Here is a 17,130-nt window from a genome sequence, read left to right on the forward strand (position 1 = left end):
CCTGCCGGTGCTGGAGCGGCACGGCCGCACCACGGCCCTCGACCGGCGCATGCTTCAGCGCGTCGCGACCATCGCGCGGCATCTTCAGGGGCGCGGCAGTCCCGCCTCGGTCAGCTACAGCCTGACGCCGCACTCGCTGTTCGAGCCGGGCTTTCTGCGCTCCCTCGGCCGCCTCGTCAGCGAGGGGCCGGAACTCGCGGGCCGCGTCGTGATCGCCCTGCCGCAGGCGAGCTGGCGCAGCCTCGACGCCGAGCAGGCCGCCCTGCTGGCGGGCCTGCGCGGACGGATCGGCTTCGTGATGGATCGCCCGATCGATCTGCGCTTCGATCCGAACGCCCTGGCGGAGCGCGGCATCGCCCAGGTCAAGGTCGCCGCGGCGTTGCTGCTGCGCCCGCTCGACCGGGAGGCGATGCCCGACATCGCGCTGGAGGATCTGGTGGCGTCCCTCGGTCGCGTCGGAATCCGCCTCGTCGCGACCGGCGTCGAATCCGAGACGGAAGTGCCGGATCTCATCGATCTCGACGTGCCGCTGGCGCAGGGCAGCGTCTTCGCCGCGCCTCGCGCCGTCCGGGCCGAGGTGCTGTCGGCGTCGCCGGACACGGCGCCGCCGCCGCTCCCCCCCTCCCCCGATCCGCCGCCGAGCCCTCCGCCGCAGCGCCGCCCCTTCCGGGATTTTTTGCGTAGGGCTGGGTGACGACAGAGTACCTCTGGCGCGGTCAGCCGCGCGCGGCGTCGCGCTCCAGCCGCTTGCGCAGCCGCGTGGCACCGTAGACCTGGGCGAGGCGCTGGCGCGCCGCGGAGACCGGCGGCGCCTCCCGCTCGGCCCGGGCGGCGGCGATCACGAGAAGCGTCGTCGCGATGGAGTGATGCAGCTGCCCCTGCGCGCGGGCGCGGTCTAGGGCGTCACCGGATGCGCGATCCGGCGACAGATCGAAGTTCGCCATGGTCCAGCCCCTGCGAGTCCGATTACGGATCCCGCGTCCTTTTTCCGGGACGACCGTGACAGGTTTTTGCACGCCCGATGGTCGGATCAAGGCAGCTTGGCCGTAAGGACCGGACGATGTCCGTCCTCTTCCGGCAGCCGCGGGCAGGCCTCGCGCGGCGTCGGTCGCCCGGTCCGGGCGCTCGCCGCAGCGAAATCTAGGCGAACAGCGCGTCGATCGCGTCCTGCGCCGTCGCCGGACCGCCCATCTGCGGGCCGTTGAGCAGCAGCGACTCGTTGCGCTGTCGGCGGTCGGCCTCCATCTCGTCGATGCCGGCCGCGTCGCGGGCCTTCACGGCGGCGCTGAAGCGGGCGAGCCGGCCTTCGAGCTGGCTCATCGCCTCCGCCACCTTGGCGATGCGCTGGCCGGTGATGTCCTGGAAGGTGCAGGCTTCGAAGATGTCGTAGATCTTCGCCTCGACCGCATCGCGGTAGCCCTTGCCCTCGGGCAGGGCGAGGATGGCCTCGGCCGTGTTCATGATCGAGTTGGTCGCGCCCGCGGTCGCCGCCACCACCTCGCTCAGCTCCTCGTGGACCATCGGCAGACGGTCGCGGGTCAGCTCGTTGGCGCGCAGCAGGGCGATCGCGTCCCGCAGGCTGGCGATGTACTCGGCGATGTCGAGGAGTTCTTTCACCATCGCCGAAGGACTCGAATTATGCGACCGGCCGTCGCGTGCCGTTAGCGTCATTCCCATGGTCGAACTCTTAGCCGATCTTTTGGGGCCGATCTTTCGGGTGATCTCTCGCGACGTTCTGATTCGACGCGTGCGAGGTCGGCCGTGCGCTGGTACGGCCGTTCCTCCGGCGCCGGACCCGACCGCAAAGCGTTCGGGATCGGCGCTCGCCACGTCGTCGCACCACTCTGGCCCGCCGGCTCTTCGGCTCCTCGCGAGAAGAGCCTCCGTCGGCGGTCCGAGCGATCAGGCCCCGCAGACCGCCTCGATCTTCGACTTGAGGGTCGCGGCGTTGAACGGCTTGACGATGTAGTTGTTCACGCCGGCCTTCTTGGCGGCGATGACGTTCTCGGTCTTCGACTCGGCGGTGACCATGATGAACGGCGTGGTGCGCAGGCCCTCGTCGGCGCGGACATGGCGCAGAAGCTCGTAGCCGGTCATCGGCTCCATGTTCCAGTCGGAGATGACGAGGCCGTACTTGCGGCCCTTCAGGCGCGCGAGGGCGGCGGTGCCATCGGAGGCGTCATCCACGTCCTCGAAGCCGAGCTGCTTGAGGAGGTTGCGGATGATGCGCACCATGGTCTGGTAGTCGTCGACCACCAGGATCGGCATGCTGAGGTCGAGGGCCATTTGACGTCTGCTCCGTGTGTACCCTGATCGTTGCTGGCGGCGCGCGGCCCTCTCGAGCGATCAACGTCGCATCGACGCGTGCGAGCGGAGCTGCCTTCCGTCCCTCGAACAATAGGCGGCCCGGATTGCGAAGCGGTTAATCCGGCGCCCCGCCCGACTCGCTTGACCGGGGAGACTGATTTCGCCAAGTCTCCGGCCCCGCGAGCCGGGGCGCACGATCACGGACGCGCCGGCGCTCTCCGTCGGCCCTCTCCCTCCTCGACACGCCCTCGACACCCGCAAGACATCCGATCGCAGGAGCCGATGCCCTCAGGCGACGAGAACGCCGTGCCGCCCGCCGGGACCGGCCTCCCCTCCTCCCCGACGCCCTTCACGGTCTGCCGTGAGGACGATCCGGTGCCGCCGGCCCTCGCGGGTGCCGTCGCCGCGCTCGGAAATTTCGACGGCGTGCATCGCGGCCACAGGACGCTGATCGAGACCGTGCGCGCCGAGGCCGGGTCGCACCCCGCCGCCGTGCTGACCTTCGAGCCGCATCCGCGCGCCTTTTTCGCGCCCGACCAGCCGATGTTCCGGCTCACCGGCCCGCGGGCCAAGGAGATCGTGTTCGCGCGGCTCGGGCTCGACGGGCTGATCGTCCGCCGCTTCGATGCACGGCTCGCCGGCACCGGCGCGCGGGACTTCGTGGAGGGCTGGCTGCGCGACGAACTCGGCCTGTCCGGCGTGGTGATCGGCCACGACTTCCATTTCGGCCGGGGACGCGAGGGCTCGCCGGGCATGCTCGCCGATCTCTGCGCGGCGGCCGGTCTCTCCTGCCGTATCGTGCCCGCGGTCTCGGCCGATCCCGGCGACGCGCCGATCTCGTCGAGCGCGATCCGCGCCGCCCTCGCATCCGGCGACGTGGGGCGCGCCAACGACCTTCTCGGCTATCGCTGGTTCGTGCTGGCCCAGGTGCGCCACGGCGACAAGCGCGGGCGCACGCTGGGCTACCCCACAGCCAACCTCGCCCTCGACTCCTGCGGGCTCGCCCACGGCATCTACGCGGTGCGCGTGCGCCTCGCCGACGGCCGCCTGTACGACGGCGTGGCGAGCTACGGCCGCCGCCCGACCTTCGACGACGGGGCGCCGCTCCTCGAAGTGCACTTGTTCGACTTCGCGGGCGACCTGTACGGGCAGGAAGTCGCCGTCGAGCTTCTCTCGTACCTGCGCGGCGAGGAGAAGTTTACGAGCGCCGAGGCGCTGGTCGCGCAGATGGACGTGGATTCGGCGCGGGCCCGTGCGGCGATCCGGGCCGACCGCGTGCCGTCGATGCTGGACTGAGCGGGCCGGGACAGCGGCGACGTTTCGAAGGGCGCCGACCCTCCACGCGATCGCTCCGGCCTCTCCGGCAAGCCCATCGCTCCTCATGCTGAGGCGCCCGCGTGGCGGGCCTCGAAGCACGCCCGAACGGTCGATCCGACGGCGCCGCCCGCTCGGGGCGAGCGTCGCGGCGTGCTTCGAGGCCGCGGGCGCAGCGTCTCAGCATGAGGACGGGGAGAGACGCCGGAACAAGTCCGTCGAGCACGCCCTCAGAGCATGCTCGGAAGGATCCGATCCGGCGGGCGGTGGCCGTCCATGAAGGTCTTGATGTTGATGATGACCTTCTCGCCCATGTCGGTCCGGCTCTCGTGGGTCGCCGAGCCCATATGCGGCAGCAGCACCACCTTGCCGGTACGGGCGAGCCGCACGAGGCGCGGGCTCACCGCCGGCTCCTGCTCGAACACGTCGAGGCCGGCCGCCGAGATCTCGCCGCCCTCGATCAGCCGCGCCAGCGCGTTCTCGTCGATCACCTCGCCGCGGGCGGTGTTGACGACGATCGCCTCGGGCTTGAGCAGCTTGAGGCGGCGGGCCGAGAGCAGGTGATAGGTCGCGGGGGTGTGCGGGCAGTTGACCGACACGATGTCCACCCGCGCCAGCATCTGGTCGAGGGATTCCCAGTAGGTCGCGTCGAGGGATTCCTCGATATGCGTCGGCACCCGGCGGCGGTTGTGATAGTGGATCGACAGGCCGAACGCCCGGGCCCGGCGCGCGAGCGCCTGGCCGATGCGGCCCATGCCGACGATGCCGAGACGCTTGCCCGTGATGCGCCGGCCGAGCATCCAGGTCGGCGACCAGCCGGTCGTCCAGTCGTCGTCGGGAATGATGCGGGCGCCCTCCGCGATCCGGCGGGCCACCGCCAGGATCAGCGCCATGGTCATATCGGCGGTGTCCTCGGTCAGCACGCCCGGCGTGTTGGTGACCGTGATGCCGCGCTCCAGGGCCGCCGCGACGTCGATGTGATCGACGCCGTTGCCGAAATTGGCGATGAGCCGCAGGTTCGGCCCGGCCTGGGCGAGCAGTCCGGCCCCGATCTCGTCGGTCACGGTCGGCACGAGCACGTCGGCCTCGCGGATCGCGGCGGCGAGCGCCTCCTGCGACAGCGGCGCGTCATCGTGGTTGAGGCGTGTATCGAACAACTCGCGCATGCGCGTCTCGACCGCGTCCGGCAGACGCCGGGTGACGACCACCAGCGGCTTGCGCTTCAACGACGACATGTTTCCTCCCGACGACGCCGCCCCGCGTTCCCGGCCTGCGCCGACCGCCTCCCCGCTCTGCCGCGGAGGCCCGGCTTACGCTCCCTTAACCATGGCGCGGTCAGATGGAGCGGAGGCGGACCGGACGAACCGGCCTGCCGCAGGACGTTCGGCCTCTCTAGCAGAGAGGTCGGCGAACACAATGCGGCCCCGCCCCTGATGGATGAGTGCCGAACGGCCGATCGATCGGGCACCCGCCCGCCGACGTTTGCCGCAGGTGGTCCCGGCATCCGCCGGCCTCGTGCGGAAACGTCACCGCGAGAACGACTTTGGAGCCACGGATCGGAGACGAGGCACGATGCGCCCGCCTGAGCTTCCCTCGATGAACCCGCCCCTCAATCCGCCCATGAATCCGACCCGCCTCGCGCTGCTCGCAGCCCTGTTCGCCCTTCTGGCGCCCCTGACGGCCGAGGCCGCGCCGCCGCCTCCGTCGGAGGTCGGCAAGGGGCCGGTGACGAAGCTGCCGGTTCCGCGCTACGCCAGCCTGAAGACCAACCGCGTCAACCTGCGCGAGGGCCCCTCGAAGGACCACCGCACCCTGTGGGTGTTCCAGCGCGAGGGCCTGCCGGTGGAGATCGTCGCCGAGTTCGAGACGTGGCGGCGCATCCGCGATTCGGAGGGGACGGAGGGCTGGGTGCTGCACTCGCTCCTCTCGGGCCGCCGCACCGCCGTGGTGATCCCGCCCTCCGGCGAGCGCGCCGACGCGACCAAGGCCACCGTGCCGCTGAACGCCCGCGCCGACGACCAGTCGGCCGAACAGGCGCGGCTGCAGCCCGGCGTGATCGGCAGCGTGAAGAGCTGCACCGGCACGTGGTGCCGGCTCGTCGTGCCGCTTCCGGACAAGCGCGGCGACGTCGACGGCTACATCCGCCAGAGCCGCCTTTGGGGCGTCTACCCCGACGAGCGCGTGGAATAGGCGAGAGCCGGAAACGAAGAAGGGCCCGGTGATCCGGGCCCTTCTTCGTCACGATGGCGGCCGGAGCCGAATCAGGCCCGGCCGGACACCTTGCGGCGGCGAAGACGGACGATCACCTCGACGCCGGCGATCTCCATGCCCTCGGGGGCCTCGGGCAGCGAATCGACCGAGATGCCGCATTCCGGCATATCGAGGACCTCGCCCTCCTCCTCGAGGAAGAAGTGGTGGTGCTCGCTCGGATTCGTGTCGAAATAGGCCTTCGACCCGTCCAGCGCGAGCTGCCGCAGCAGGCCCGCCTCGGTGAACTGATGCAGCGTGTTGTAGACGGTCGCCAGCGAGACCGGCACCTTGGCGCGCATCGCCTCGTCGTAGAGCATTTCCGCCGTCAGGTGGCGGTCGCCGCGGCCGAACAGGAGCCAGCCCAGCGAGAGGCGCTGACGGGTCGGGCGCAGGCCGGCCCGGCGCAGGCGGTCGCGCAGGTCCGAGAGCGGGCAGCCCCGGCGCCCGGCGCCATCGACCGGCGAGAGGGACCGGGCGTTCAGCACGGCCTGTAGAGGCATCAGATCGGACATCGCTGGGAACGATTCCCACTTATTTAGAATGAGTATAGCAAGCAAATTATACGGATCATGAAGCCCTGCGGCAACCCGTCCGGGATCCAGGTCAGGCTTGATAGGTGGATGACGCATGGCTCATCCCGCTTCCACGCGTATCGAACCGCCGTTCACTTCGGGTCGGCGCGCTTTGTGACGGCGGGAAGGCTGTGCTAACGAGGCGCCCATTCCGCCACGCCCCGTCCGCTCTCCGGCATCGGACCCGTCCGTCACTGAGGACCCGTACGTCATCCATGGCCTCTCTCGACCAGCAATCCGACGGCGCTTCTCCGCAGCGCGCTTCGAGCTTCTCCTACGAGGATCTCCTGGCCTGCGGGCGCGGCGAGCTGTTCGGAGCCGGCAACGCCCAGCTTCCGCTCCCGCCGATGCTGATGTTCGACCGGATCACGTCGATCGGGGCCGAGGGCGGCGCCCACGGCAAGGGGCATGTGCTGGCCGAGTTCGACATCCGGCCGGACCTCTGGTTCTTTCCCTGCCACTTCAAGGATGATCCGGTCATGCCCGGCTGCCTCGGGCTCGATGCGCTGTGGCAGCTCGTCGGCTTCCATCTCGGCTGGCTCGGTGCGCCGGGCCGCGGCCGGGCGCTCGGCGTGGGCGAGGTGAAGTTCACCGATCAGGTCCTGCCGAGCGTAAAACAGGTCGTGTACGGCATCGACATCAAGCGGGTGCGCCAGGGCAAGCTCGTGCTCGGCATCGCCGACGGCTGGCTGGAGGCCGACGGCCGGCGCATCTACGAGGCGAGCGACCTCCGCGTGGCCCTGTTCCGCTCCTGAGACCGGCGCCGCGCGCCCGCTCCGGAGGAAATTTTTCGCGCCGGACCGACGGCCGGATCGGCGGCTGGCCCACGAAGCGCGGTTGAGATTGACCGCGCATCATCCTAACTGACCTCCCGAGGAAACGCCGCACCAGCCGCGGCGCCAGCAGCACGAGCCATCATGCGGCGTGTCGTCATCACCGGGATGGGCATCGTCTCGTCCATCGGCAGCAATACTCAGGAGGTTCTGGCCTCCCTGCGCGAGGCCCGCTCGGGCATTTCGCATGCCGAGGCGCAGGCCGCGCACGGCTTCCGCAGTCAGGTCGCGGGCGCGCCGTCGATCGATCCGGAAGGGGTCGTGGACCGCCGTGCCATGCGCTTCCACGGCGGCGGCACCGCCTGGAACCACATTGCCATGGATCAGGCGATCCGCGATGCGGGCCTCGAGGAGCGGGATATCTCCAACGACCGCACCGGCATCATCATGGGCTCGGGCGGTCCCTCGACCCGCACCATCGTCGAGTCCGCGGCCATCGCCCGCGAGAAGGGGCCGAAGCGCGTCGGACCGTTCGCGGTGCCGAAGGCGATGTCCTCGACCGCCTCGGCCACGCTCGCCACCTGGTTCAAGATCCGCGGCGTGAATTATTCGATCTCATCGGCCTGCGCGACCTCGAACCACTGCATCGGCAACGCCGCCGAGATCATCCGCGGCGGCCGGCAGGACACGATCTTCGCGGGCGGCTGCGAGGAGCTCGACTGGACGCTCTCCGTCCTGTTCGACGCCATGGGCGCCATGTCCTCGCGCTACAACGATACCCCGGCCCGCGCCTCGCGCGCTTACGACGTCAACCGCGACGGCTTCGTCATCGCCGGCGGCGCGGGCGTGCTGGTCTTGGAGGAATACGAGCACGCCAAGGCGCGCGGCGCGCGGATCTACGGCGAGGTCGCGGGCTACGGCGCCACCTCCGACGGGCACGACATGGTCGCCCCCTCCGGCGAGGGCGCCGTGCGCTGCATGCGCCAGGCCATGGAAGACCTGAAGGGCGTCAAGATCGATTACATCAACCCGCACGCCACCTCGACGCCCGTCGGCGACGACAAGGAGATCGAGGCGATCCGCGAGGTGTTCGGCGCGGGCGAGGCCTGCCCGCCGATCTCGGCCACCAAGTCGCTGACCGGCCACTCCCTCGGCGCCACCGGCGTGCAGGAGGCGATCTACGCGCTCCTGATGATGAACAACGGCTTCATCTGCGAGAGCGCGCATATCGACGAGCTCGATCCGGCCTTCGCCGATATGCCGATCCTGCGTCAGCGCCGGGACGGGGTGCAGCTCGGCCACGTCATGTCGAATTCCTTCGGTTTCGGCGGCACCAACGCGACGCTCGTGCTCAAGCATCCGGACGCGTGACCGGCGCCGTCTTCGCAACTGCGAGACAATAGCCAAGCATAGCCCGGTCCGTCTTCTGACGGATCGGCGGAACCGACCAATGACCCTCGCGTTCCTGCTTCGATAGGCAGGCAAAGAGCATGATCGTCGCCCTCGCATTGTTCACCGTGATGAGCCTCGCATTCGCTGCGACTGTCGCGGTGCGGGCCAAGCAGACGCTGATAGACGACGCGCAGGCCGGGACCCGCGGCTACTTCTGAGGAAATTCTTCACCTCCGCACATCGCCGCGCCCCGCCGCACCCGCGCCGGGGCTTTTTCGTGCGTGCCGTGAGTGTGGGCCTGACCTTCGTACACGCGCGGGCGAGCGCGACGCGTGGACAGGCCCTCGCCCGGCGGGCTAAGCCTCGGACGGGGCGCCGCGGCGCCGGGCCGAACGCGTACGGATGAGAGAATGACGGGTTTGATGGCGGGCAAGCGCGGCCTCATCATGGGGGTCGCCAACGATCACTCGATCGCGTGGGGCATCGCCAAGACCCTGCACCGGCACGGAGCGGAACTCGCCTTCACCTATCAGGGCGAGGCTCTGGGGCGCCGGGTGACGCCGCTGGCCGCCTCCGTCGGGTCGGACATCGTCCTGCCCTGCGACGTGGAGGACATCGCCACCGTCGATGCCGCCTTCGCCGCCCTCGACGAGCGCTTCCCCGAGGGGATCGACTTCATCGTCCACGCCATCGGCTTCTCGGACAAGGCGCAGCTCAAGGGCCGCTACGTCGACGTCACGACCCGGGCGAACTTCTCGCGGACGATGATGATTTCCTGCTTCTCCTTCACCGAGATCGCCCAGCGCGCCGCCGCACGGATGCCGCGGGGCGGCGCGCTGCTGACGCTGACCTATGCCGGCTCGACCCGCGTCATGCCCAACTACAACGTGATGGGCGTGGCCAAGGCCGCGCTCGAAGCCTCGGTGCGCTATCTCGCCACCGACCTCGGGCCCGACGGCATCCGCGTCAACGCCCTCTCGGCGGGGCCGATGCGGACGCTGGCCGGTGCCGGCATCGCCGACGCCCGGCTGATGTACAACCACCAGAAGGCGCACGCGCCGCTGCGGCGCACGGTGACGCTCGACGATGTCGGCAATTCCGCGCTCTACCTGCTGTCCGATCTCTCGGGCGGCGTGACCGGCGAGATCCATTTCGTCGATTCGGGCTACAATATCATCTCGATGCCGCGCCCGGCAGTGCTTCAGGCCCAGGACGAGGCGGGCGTCGTCGGCGACGACGACGTGTGATGCCGCGGGCAGCGTGTCGTCGCGTCGCTTGTGCGCGACCGCGTCACGCCGCAGGGTGCGGTCCGCGATGACCCCCTCCCCCGGCCGGCGCCTGCCGCGATTCACCGCCCTGACGATCGTCACGGCCGTCCTGCTGCTGGCGGGCAGCTCGAGCGCGGCGTGGGCGCAGAGCGTCACCCTCGATCTCGGCGCGGGCGGCACCACCGAGCGGGCGCTCCAGCTCGTCGCGCTGATCACGGTCCTGGCGCTCGCGCCCTCCGTGCTGGTGATGGCGACTTCGTTCACCCGGATCGTCGTGGTGCTGTCGATCCTGCGCTCGGCGCTCGGGACGCAGACCGCCCCGCCCAACACGGTGATGGTGAGCCTCGCCCTGTTCCTGACCGCCTTCGTCATGGCGCCGACGGCGCGCGAGGCCTATCGGGCCGGCGTCGAGCCCCTCGTCGCCGGCCAGATCAGCCAGTCCCAGGCCTTCGAGCGGGCGTCCGCCCCGTTCAAGACCTTCATGCTGCGCAACGTCCGCGAGAAGGACCTGAAGCTGTTCCTCGACATGGCCCGCCAGCCGGCTCCGGCGGGGCCCGAGGCGATCGGCCTGGAGATCGTCACCCCCGCCTTCATGATCTCGGAGCTGCGGCGCGCCTTCGAGATCGGCTTCCTCCTCTTCATCCCCTTCCTGATCATCGATCTCGTCGTCGCCTCGGTGCTGATGGCGATGGGCATGATGATGCTGCCGCCGGCCACCGTCGCGCTGCCGTTCAAGCTGATCTTCTTCGTCCTGGTCGACGGCTGGACGCTGGTGGCGGGTTCCCTCATTCAAAGCTACGGAGGGTGAGGCCCCGGCGTCACGATTCGAGGTTGCGGCGGCCGCGTCGAGAGGAAGTCGAGGCATGGATCTGACGACCGCCACCGCGCAATGGGCGCCGCGGATGCTGAGCATCCTGCGGATCGTCTCGGCGCTGATCTTCATGGCGCACGGCACGCAGAAAATCCTCGGCTTCCCGCCGAGCGCGATGAACCCACCGCTGATGTCGATGTCCGGCATCGCCGGCCTGCTCGAACTCGTCGGCGGCGCGCTGCTCGTGGTCGGGCTGTTCAGCCGACCGGTGGCCTTCATCCTCTCCGGCGAGATGGCGTTCGCCTACTTCATCGCCCACGCGCCCAAAAGCTTCTTCCCGGCCCTGAACGGCGGCGACGCGGCGATCCTGTTCTGCTTCGTCTTCCTCTACATCGCCTTCGCCGGCCCCGGCCCGTGGAGCATCGACGCGCAGCGCGGGCGCGGCCGATACTGATCCTCACCCCGGCGGCGGGGACGGCGCCTCGGCGCGGTTGGCCGTCGCGGCGCTGCCGGGCTCCGGCACGGCGCTGTCGGGGTAGCGCTTGCGGTACTCCGAGAGGAAGGCGGCGAGCGTTTCCGCCTTGGTGGCGCGCAGAGCCGCGTCGCGGAAGGCGGCGGAGCGCGGCGCGTCCGGCCGCGTCAGCATGGCGAAGGTGCGGGCATCCGCGCTCTCGGCCATGGGTCCGGCGAACTTCGCCTTGAGCCGCTCGAGCCCGAGCGATTCTCCCGCGAGCCCGTAGGCGATGCCGGCACGGATCACGTCGGCCCGCGCCGTGTCGTCGAGGGGTTTTCCGGAGCGCCAGGCGGGCCCGAGGATCATCTCGTGCGCCTCCCCGGCCTCGCGCCAGCGACGGGCGGCCCACAGGATGTCGGCCCTCAGCCGCTCGGCATCGGCGCCGGTCTCGCCCTCGACGGTCTCCAGGGCGAGATCGGTGCGGGACAGGTCCGACAGGGCACGCGCGCGCAGCAGCGCGCGGGCGCGGCGCACGTCCTCGGCAAGCTCGGGGAGGTGCGTCGCATCGAGCGTCTGGAGCGCTTCGAGCGGCTTGCCCTCCATCAGGCGGATCGTGGCGAGCCGCGCCGACACCGAGGAGCGGGCCGCCCCCTCCAGGCGGTGATCGATCTGGTACTGCAGCAGCTCGTCGGCGGAATCGAGCAGGTCGAGGGCGACGAGGCGGTCGGCCAGGCGCCGCACGATCTCGTCGGCCCGCCGGCCCGCGGGCGCGAAGTCCTTGAAGTCGAAATACAGCGCCAGCGCCTCGACGCCGCCGAGCTTCTCGCCGCGCGGGCCCAGGAACAGGTCCTCGAACACGGCCATCGCCCGCTCGTGCAGGGCGCGGGCGATCGGCGCCTGCGGGTTGAGGGTGTTGGCGCGGCGCGCGGTGGTGAAGATCTTGCGCCAGCGCCCGGCTTCCTCGTAGAGGCCGCCGAGGGCGCCGAGCGTCCCGATCTCGGTCGGGCCGCCGTGCCATGTCAGGGCCAGGACCTCCAGCTGGTCGATCGCATCGGGCAGGGTCGTCTTGCCGAGCGCGTGGCCGAGGGAGGCCGCGCGCAGCGTCGCCTCCGCCGCCAGCGGCCAGGGTGCCTGGCTCCGAAGCGTCTCGTAGGCTGCCAGCGCCGCCGCGCCGCGCCCGGTCGCCTCGTCCATCTTCGCCCGCAGCAGGGTCAGCCGATCCCGCGTGTAATCGGTCGCGGCACGGCTGGCGGCGACCGATTCCCGCGTGACCGCCTCCCAATCGCCGGTCTCGACCGCGACCTCGGCGGCGGCGGCGTGGAACAGCGAGGCGAGAGGCTCGGGGTAGCGCTCCAGGACCGACTCGCCGGCGCGCAGGGCGCTCGCCGCCTCGCTCCACCGGCCGGCCAGGGCGTCGGCGTAGCCACGCCAGAGCCGGGCTTCGGGATTGGTGGTGAGCCGCTCGTCCGAGAGGAGCTTGCGCGCCTCCTCGGTCCGTCCGATCCGGGCGAGCAGGATGCCGCGCAGCAGCACCGTCTGGCGGTCGCCGTCGATCACGACGTCCTCGGCGGCGGCGGCATTCAAGGCGCCCAGCGCCTCCACGTCGAGGTCGTTGGCGATCATCGCCTTGGCCAGGGCGAGGCGGGCGGCGCCGCGGTCGCGGCGATGCGCCTCGACGGCGGCGGCAAGGCCCTCCCGCAGCGTGGCGCGCACGTCGCCGCGTTGCGCCTTCTCCCAGGTTTCACGATCGATCGCCAGTTCCGTGACCGCACCGACGGGCGGATCGGCGGGGCGGGAGACGCCCGACACCGAGAGTCCGCCCTCCCGGCCCTCCTTGCCCGCCTCCTTTCCGCCCTCACGGCCGATCGTCACGCCATCGAGGTCGGGCCGGACGATGAGGTCGTCGGCATTGGCGAGCACGGCGAGGCCGAGACGGCTCGGAATCAGCTCGAACTCGACGAAGCGCTGCGCCTTGACCACTCCAGCCGGGCGCGTGCCGTCGGAGGTGACGACGGCGATGCGCTCGCCGTCGAGATCGAGCCAGCCGGCGGGACCGGCCGCGGGCAGCCGCAGGGTGATCCCGAGCCGGCCCTGCGCGGACGGGATGCGCTGGGCGGTGAGGCTCTCGCTCGGCGAGAGGCCGTCCCCGGTCACCAATTCCCAGCCGTCGGGTTCGGTCACCGGCATCACGTCCACGAGCCGTCCCTTGGGCATGGCGAAGCGCAGGACGGTGAAGCTGCCGACGCGCCGCGGGGGCGCGACGGCGACGAGGCCGGTGGCGCCGGGCGGCGGCACGGCGACGGGATCGGTCGTGGCGAAGACGAGGGTGGCGACGCCGCCGCGCTCGAACAGGGCCGCCGGCACGCGTTTGGCGAAGGGAAAGACGAGGCCCGATCCCGCCTTGCGCGACACGGGTGCCGGCGCCGCGCGGCGCGCCGCCGACGCGTCTGCGGCCTGCACGGCCGGTGCCGCCGCTGTTTTCGCGGCGTCCGTCGGCTCCTCCTTCGCCTCGCCTTTGGCGCCGGCGGCCGATAGTGCTGGGCTCTCCGCGGGCTTCGGCTTCGGGAGGAAGTCGATGGTGACGACATCCTCGTCCCGCGCGGTGGCGAGGCTCACGCCATCGGCCGGGCTCGCGACGATCCGTGCTTCGCCCGCCTCCGTCTCGACGGCGACACGGCCGATGCTCGGGGACAGACGTCCCCGCAGAGCCAGGTCGTCGATGCGCCACGCACCGGGCAGCGTCAGGCGCGTGCCCGCACCGTTCGGAGCGAAGGCGGCCTCGGTGCCCTCCGGCAGGCGCAGCGCGAGCCGGGTCCGCGCATCGGTATGGGCGAGTTCGAGGGTGAGCGGCCGCGGCACCGGAGCGGGATGGCGCGCCTTCAGGCTCGCCTCGGCGGCCGCCGCCCGTCGGGCGAGATCGGCCACCACCTCGATGGGAAGCGGCGGGAGAAAGCCTTTCCAGTTTTCCGGCAGCAGGTCGATGAAGACCTGCTCGCCGGCATCCTGCACGTTGATGCGGTAGGGGCGCTGCAGGGCGAGGCGCAGGGCCGAGCCGTCGGGGTCGCGCCGGACCACCGCGACGAAATCCGGCATGCCCGCCGCGATCCGCTCGGGGCCAGCGCCCACCGATTCGCCGAAGCTGAGCACGAGGATCGCGCCCGAGAGCCGCGCCTTGACGGCGACCGGTTCATCGAAGGTGAGGACGATGCGGCCGTAGCCCTCCGGCGGCTGCGCGCCCTTGGCCGAGACGAGCCGGGCCGCCTCCGCCCCGGACATCCAGGCGCAGAGACCGGCGGCGAGGCCGGCGCGGAGCAGAGCCCCGCCCGGACGCAGCCGCTTTCCCTGACCGGCCCGTCCCCCCATCGCGCGAAACGCCCGCCTGTTCGCGGCGGCCAACCTCCGAAGGAGGCGTGCCGCCGAACGCCACTCGTGCGGGCACTCTCGCTCAGCGCGGTGAACGGGCGCTTAAAATGGGCCTCGGTTACGAGGCCTTGCGCAGGACGAGGCCGGGGATCGCCGTGCCCTTCTCGCCGAACATCTCCTGCGCCTTGCGGCAGCTCTCATCGACGTTCTTCCGGTAGGCTTCGGTGTAGCCCATGCTGCGCATGAGCAACTCGCCCTTCGAGATCGCGTCGAGATCGACGCCCATGGCGGCCACCACCGACTTGAACCGCTCGTAATCGGGTCGAGCCTCCTTGCACGATTCGCCGACGAAGCGGACGAGCCCGGCCAGCTTGGCGGCGTTCGCCTCCTTGCGCTCCTGCGCCGTCTGCGGCGCCTTCGGAGCGGTCGCGCCGGCCTCGGGCACCCCCTCCTCGGCCATGGCGGCGAGCGGCAGCGCGAACAACATCGCGGCTGCGATCGCGGAATGCTTCATCGTGTTTCTCCCTAACCGATCCGCTTGATTATTATTCTGATCTTATTTTTGCTGAGGCAGCATAGCAAAGACGCGCGCGTTGTTCTGCCCTGTCCGCTCGATTTTGTCGAAGCCCGGCCGCGCGATCGGTCGCGGCCGGGCTCGAACGTCCTCAGGCCGCCGTCCCGGCGCGCCCGGCCGCCATCAGCGCGAAGGCGTAGATCAGCCCGACCTCCTCCAGGCGGTCGAACCGGCCGGCGGCGCCGCCGTGCCCGGCCTCCATGTTGATCTTGCACAGGATCGGGCCGCCGCCGGTCATGGTGGCACGCAGCCGCGCCACCCATTTGGCCGGCTCCCAGTAGGTCACGCGCGGATCGGTGAGGCCGCCGAGCGCCAGGATCGCCGGATAGGCCTTGGCGGCGACGTTGTCGTAGGGCGAGTAGGACAGGATCGTTTGGAACGCCGCCTCGCTCTCGGCCGGATTGCCCCATTCGGGCCATTCCGGCGGGGTGAGCGGCAGGTCCGCGTCGAGCATGGTGTTGAGCACGTCGACGAAGGGCACGTCGGCGACGATGCCGGCGAACAGCTCCGGGGCGAGGTTCGCCGCCGCCCCCATCAGCATGCCGCCCGCGCTGCCGCCATGGGCGACGATGCGCCTCTGCCTCGTGTAGCCCGCCTCGATCAGCGCCCGGCCGCAGGCGACGAAATCGGTGAAGGTGTTGGGCTTTTTCTCGCGCTTGCCGTCGAGGTACCAGTTCCAGCCCTTCTCGGTGCCGCCGCGGACATGGGCGATGGCGTAGACGAAGCCGCGATCGACGAGGCTCAGCAGGTTGGTGCGGAAGCCTGCCGGCATCAGCGTGCCGTAGGAGCCGTAGCCGTAGAGCAGCAGTGGCGCCGAGCCGTCGAGGGTGAGCCCGCGACGGTGCAGGAGCGAGATCGGCACGCTCTCGCCGTCGGGCGCCGTCGCGAACAGGCGCCGGGTGACGTAGTCGGCGGGCTCGTGGCCGCTCGGCACGGTCTGGCGCTTGCGCAGGATGCGGGCGCGGGTGACGCAGTCGTAGTCGTAGGTCTCGGCCGGCGTCGTCATCGAGGAGTAGACGAAGCGGATGCGCGCCGTCTCGAACTCGTAGCCGGGCAGGAGGCCGAGCGAGTAGGCTTCCTCGGCGAACGAGACGGTGTGCTCGTCGCCCTTCATGTCGCGCACGACGATGCGCGGCAGGGCATTCTCCAGTTCGAGCCGCACGAGGTGATTGCCGAGCACGTGGAGGTGCCGGATCATCACGCCGGGCCGGTAGGGCACCGCGTCGCGCCAGTTCTCCCGCCCGGTGGCGTCGAGGGGGCAGGTGACGATCTTGAAGTCCACCGCGCCGTCGGCGTTCGTCAGGAGGACGAGATACGAGCCCCAGTGCTCGACCGAGTAGATCAGCCGCTCCTGGCGGACCGCGACGCAGCGGAGCGCCCCCTCGTCGTCGGCGCGGTCGAGCAGATGAACCTCCGCAGTCTCGTGGTCGCTCGCCGTGACGGTGAGGTAGGTGCCCGATTGCGTGCGGCCGATATGCACGAAGAAGCCCGGATCGGCCTCCTCGTAGACGACCGAGTCCTCCGCCTGATCGGTGCCGAGGCGGTGGCGCATGACGCGGGCCGGACGGTGGTTCTCGTCGAGCGCCACGTAGAAGAAGGCGGTGCCGGTCGCGTTCCAGACGGCGTCGCCCGCGGTCGATTCGACCCGTTCCGGCCGGTCCACGCCGGTGTCGAGATCGCGCACGCGGATGGTGTGGAGTTCCGAACCCTTGGTGTCGACGCCCCAGGCGAGGAGGCGATGGTCGTCGGAATGGGCGGCGCCGGCGATCTCGAAGAAGGCGAGACCCTCGCCCTCCTGATCGCCGTCGAGCAGGATCTGCTCGCCGATCTCGCCGTCCTCCGGCTCCTCCGCGATGCGGTGGACGGTGCGCGGGCGGCGGCAGATCAGCGGGTGCTGCCCGCCCTCGCGGTGGCGGGAATAGTAGGCGAAGGGTCCGTCGGGCTCCGGCACCGAGGCGTCGTCCTCGCGGATGCGCCCCCGCATCTCGGCGACCAGGGCCTTGCGCAGGTCCGCGGCGCCGCCGAGCGCCGCCTCGGCATAGGCGTTCTCGG

16 protein-coding genes are annotated in these 17,130 nt (G+C 70.7%); 8 read left to right on the plus strand and 8 right to left on the minus strand.

The genetic code is table 11. The features are described 5' to 3' along the window. A partial coding sequence (locus MFF42_RS18315) for an EAL domain-containing protein (RefSeq protein WP_238257027.1) occupies positions 1 to 694 on the plus strand: 694 nt, incomplete at its 5' end. Positions 695 to 716: 22 nt separating this feature from the next. Here the strand turns inward: MFF42_RS18315 and MFF42_RS18320 are convergent. The 3 genes from MFF42_RS18320 to MFF42_RS18330 form a co-directional block, all read right to left on the minus strand. Continuing rightward, positions 717 to 944 (minus strand): hypothetical protein, encoded by a 228-nt coding sequence (locus MFF42_RS18320; protein WP_238257028.1) that lies wholly within the window; start codon positions 942 to 944, stop codon positions 717 to 719. A gap of 196 nt (positions 945 to 1,140) precedes the next feature. Beyond that, the gene (locus tag MFF42_RS18325; protein WP_373875193.1) at positions 1,141 to 1,620 is read right to left on the minus strand and encodes a protein phosphatase CheZ; all 480 of its coding nucleotides are present in this window, start codon (positions 1,618 to 1,620) and stop codon (positions 1,141 to 1,143) included. Between the two features lie 282 nt (positions 1,621 to 1,902). Then, positions 1,903 to 2,286: a response regulator gene (locus tag MFF42_RS18330; RefSeq protein ID WP_003604011.1), complete on the minus strand. Its 384-nt coding sequence runs from the start codon at positions 2,284 to 2,286 to the stop codon at positions 1,903 to 1,905. A gap of 303 nt (positions 2,287 to 2,589) precedes the next feature. On the opposite strand from MFF42_RS18330, the gene MFF42_RS18335 reads away from it, so the two are divergent. Continuing rightward, entirely contained in the window at positions 2,590 to 3,603 is a 1,014-nt protein-coding gene (locus MFF42_RS18335) for a bifunctional riboflavin kinase/FAD synthetase (RefSeq protein WP_238257030.1), read from the plus strand. Between the two features lie 248 nt (positions 3,604 to 3,851). Here the strand turns inward: MFF42_RS18335 and MFF42_RS18340 are convergent, their stop codons facing one another. After that, on the minus strand, positions 3,852 to 4,856 hold the full coding sequence (locus MFF42_RS18340) for a 2-hydroxyacid dehydrogenase (RefSeq protein WP_238257031.1): 1,005 nt from the start codon (positions 4,854 to 4,856) through the stop codon (positions 3,852 to 3,854). Positions 4,857 to 5,217: 361 nt separating this feature from the next. Here MFF42_RS18340 and MFF42_RS18345 point away from each other — a divergent pair, with 361 nt between their 5' ends. Further along, entirely contained in the window at positions 5,218 to 5,811 is a 594-nt protein-coding gene (locus MFF42_RS18345; protein WP_373875194.1) for an SH3 domain-containing protein, read from the plus strand. 71 nt (positions 5,812 to 5,882) lie between these two features. Here the strand turns inward: MFF42_RS18345 and irr are convergent, their stop codons facing one another. Then, positions 5,883 to 6,383: a Fur family transcriptional regulator Irr gene (irr, locus tag MFF42_RS18350; RefSeq protein ID WP_017482654.1), complete on the minus strand. Its 501-nt coding sequence runs from the start codon at positions 6,381 to 6,383 to the stop codon at positions 5,883 to 5,885. Between the two features lie 275 nt (positions 6,384 to 6,658). Here irr and fabA point away from each other — a divergent pair, with 275 nt between their 5' ends. From fabA to MFF42_RS18375, 5 genes are all read left to right on the plus strand, one after another. Continuing rightward, on the plus strand, positions 6,659 to 7,198 hold the full coding sequence (gene fabA / locus MFF42_RS18355) for a 3-hydroxyacyl-[acyl-carrier-protein] dehydratase FabA (RefSeq protein ID WP_238257033.1): 540 nt from the start codon (positions 6,659 to 6,661) through the stop codon (positions 7,196 to 7,198). A gap of 162 nt (positions 7,199 to 7,360) precedes the next feature. Then, positions 7,361 to 8,587 (plus strand): beta-ketoacyl-ACP synthase I, encoded by a 1,227-nt coding sequence (gene fabB / locus MFF42_RS18360; RefSeq protein ID WP_238257034.1) that lies wholly within the window; start codon positions 7,361 to 7,363, stop codon positions 8,585 to 8,587. A gap of 431 nt (positions 8,588 to 9,018) precedes the next feature. Further along, the gene (fabI, locus tag MFF42_RS18365; RefSeq protein ID WP_238257035.1) at positions 9,019 to 9,855 is read left to right on the plus strand and encodes an enoyl-ACP reductase FabI; all 837 of its coding nucleotides are present in this window, start codon (positions 9,019 to 9,021) and stop codon (positions 9,853 to 9,855) included. Between the two features lie 67 nt (positions 9,856 to 9,922). Further along, positions 9,923 to 10,684 (plus strand): flagellar type III secretion system pore protein FliP, encoded by a 762-nt coding sequence (gene fliP / locus MFF42_RS18370; protein ID WP_238257036.1) that lies wholly within the window; start codon positions 9,923 to 9,925, stop codon positions 10,682 to 10,684. A 55-nt stretch (positions 10,685 to 10,739) separates the two neighbouring features. After that, positions 10,740 to 11,141 carry a DoxX family protein gene (locus MFF42_RS18375; protein ID WP_238257037.1) on the plus strand — a complete coding sequence of 134 codons (402 nt, stop codon included), beginning with the start codon at positions 10,740 to 10,742 and terminating at the stop codon, positions 11,139 to 11,141. Between the two features lie 3 nt (positions 11,142 to 11,144). Here MFF42_RS18375 and MFF42_RS18380 read toward each other — a convergent pair whose 3' ends face one another. The 3 genes from MFF42_RS18380 to MFF42_RS18390 form a co-directional block, all read right to left on the minus strand. Beyond that, positions 11,145 to 14,504 carry a tetratricopeptide repeat protein gene (locus MFF42_RS18380; protein ID WP_238257038.1) on the minus strand — a complete coding sequence of 1,120 codons (3,360 nt, stop codon included), beginning with the start codon at positions 14,502 to 14,504 and terminating at the stop codon, positions 11,145 to 11,147. A 118-nt stretch (positions 14,505 to 14,622) separates the two neighbouring features. After that, positions 14,623 to 15,018: a hypothetical protein gene (locus tag MFF42_RS18385; protein ID WP_238257039.1), complete on the minus strand. Its 396-nt coding sequence runs from the start codon at positions 15,016 to 15,018 to the stop codon at positions 14,623 to 14,625. Positions 15,019 to 15,169: 151 nt separating this feature from the next. Beyond that, the coding region (locus tag MFF42_RS18390; RefSeq protein ID WP_238257040.1) for a S9 family peptidase at positions 15,170 to 17,130 on the minus strand (1,961 nt) is incomplete at its 5' end.

Source organism: Methylorubrum podarium (assembly GCF_022179745.1).
In the GTDB taxonomy this organism is placed as follows: Bacteria; Pseudomonadota; Alphaproteobacteria; order Rhizobiales; family Beijerinckiaceae; genus Methylobacterium; species Methylobacterium podarium.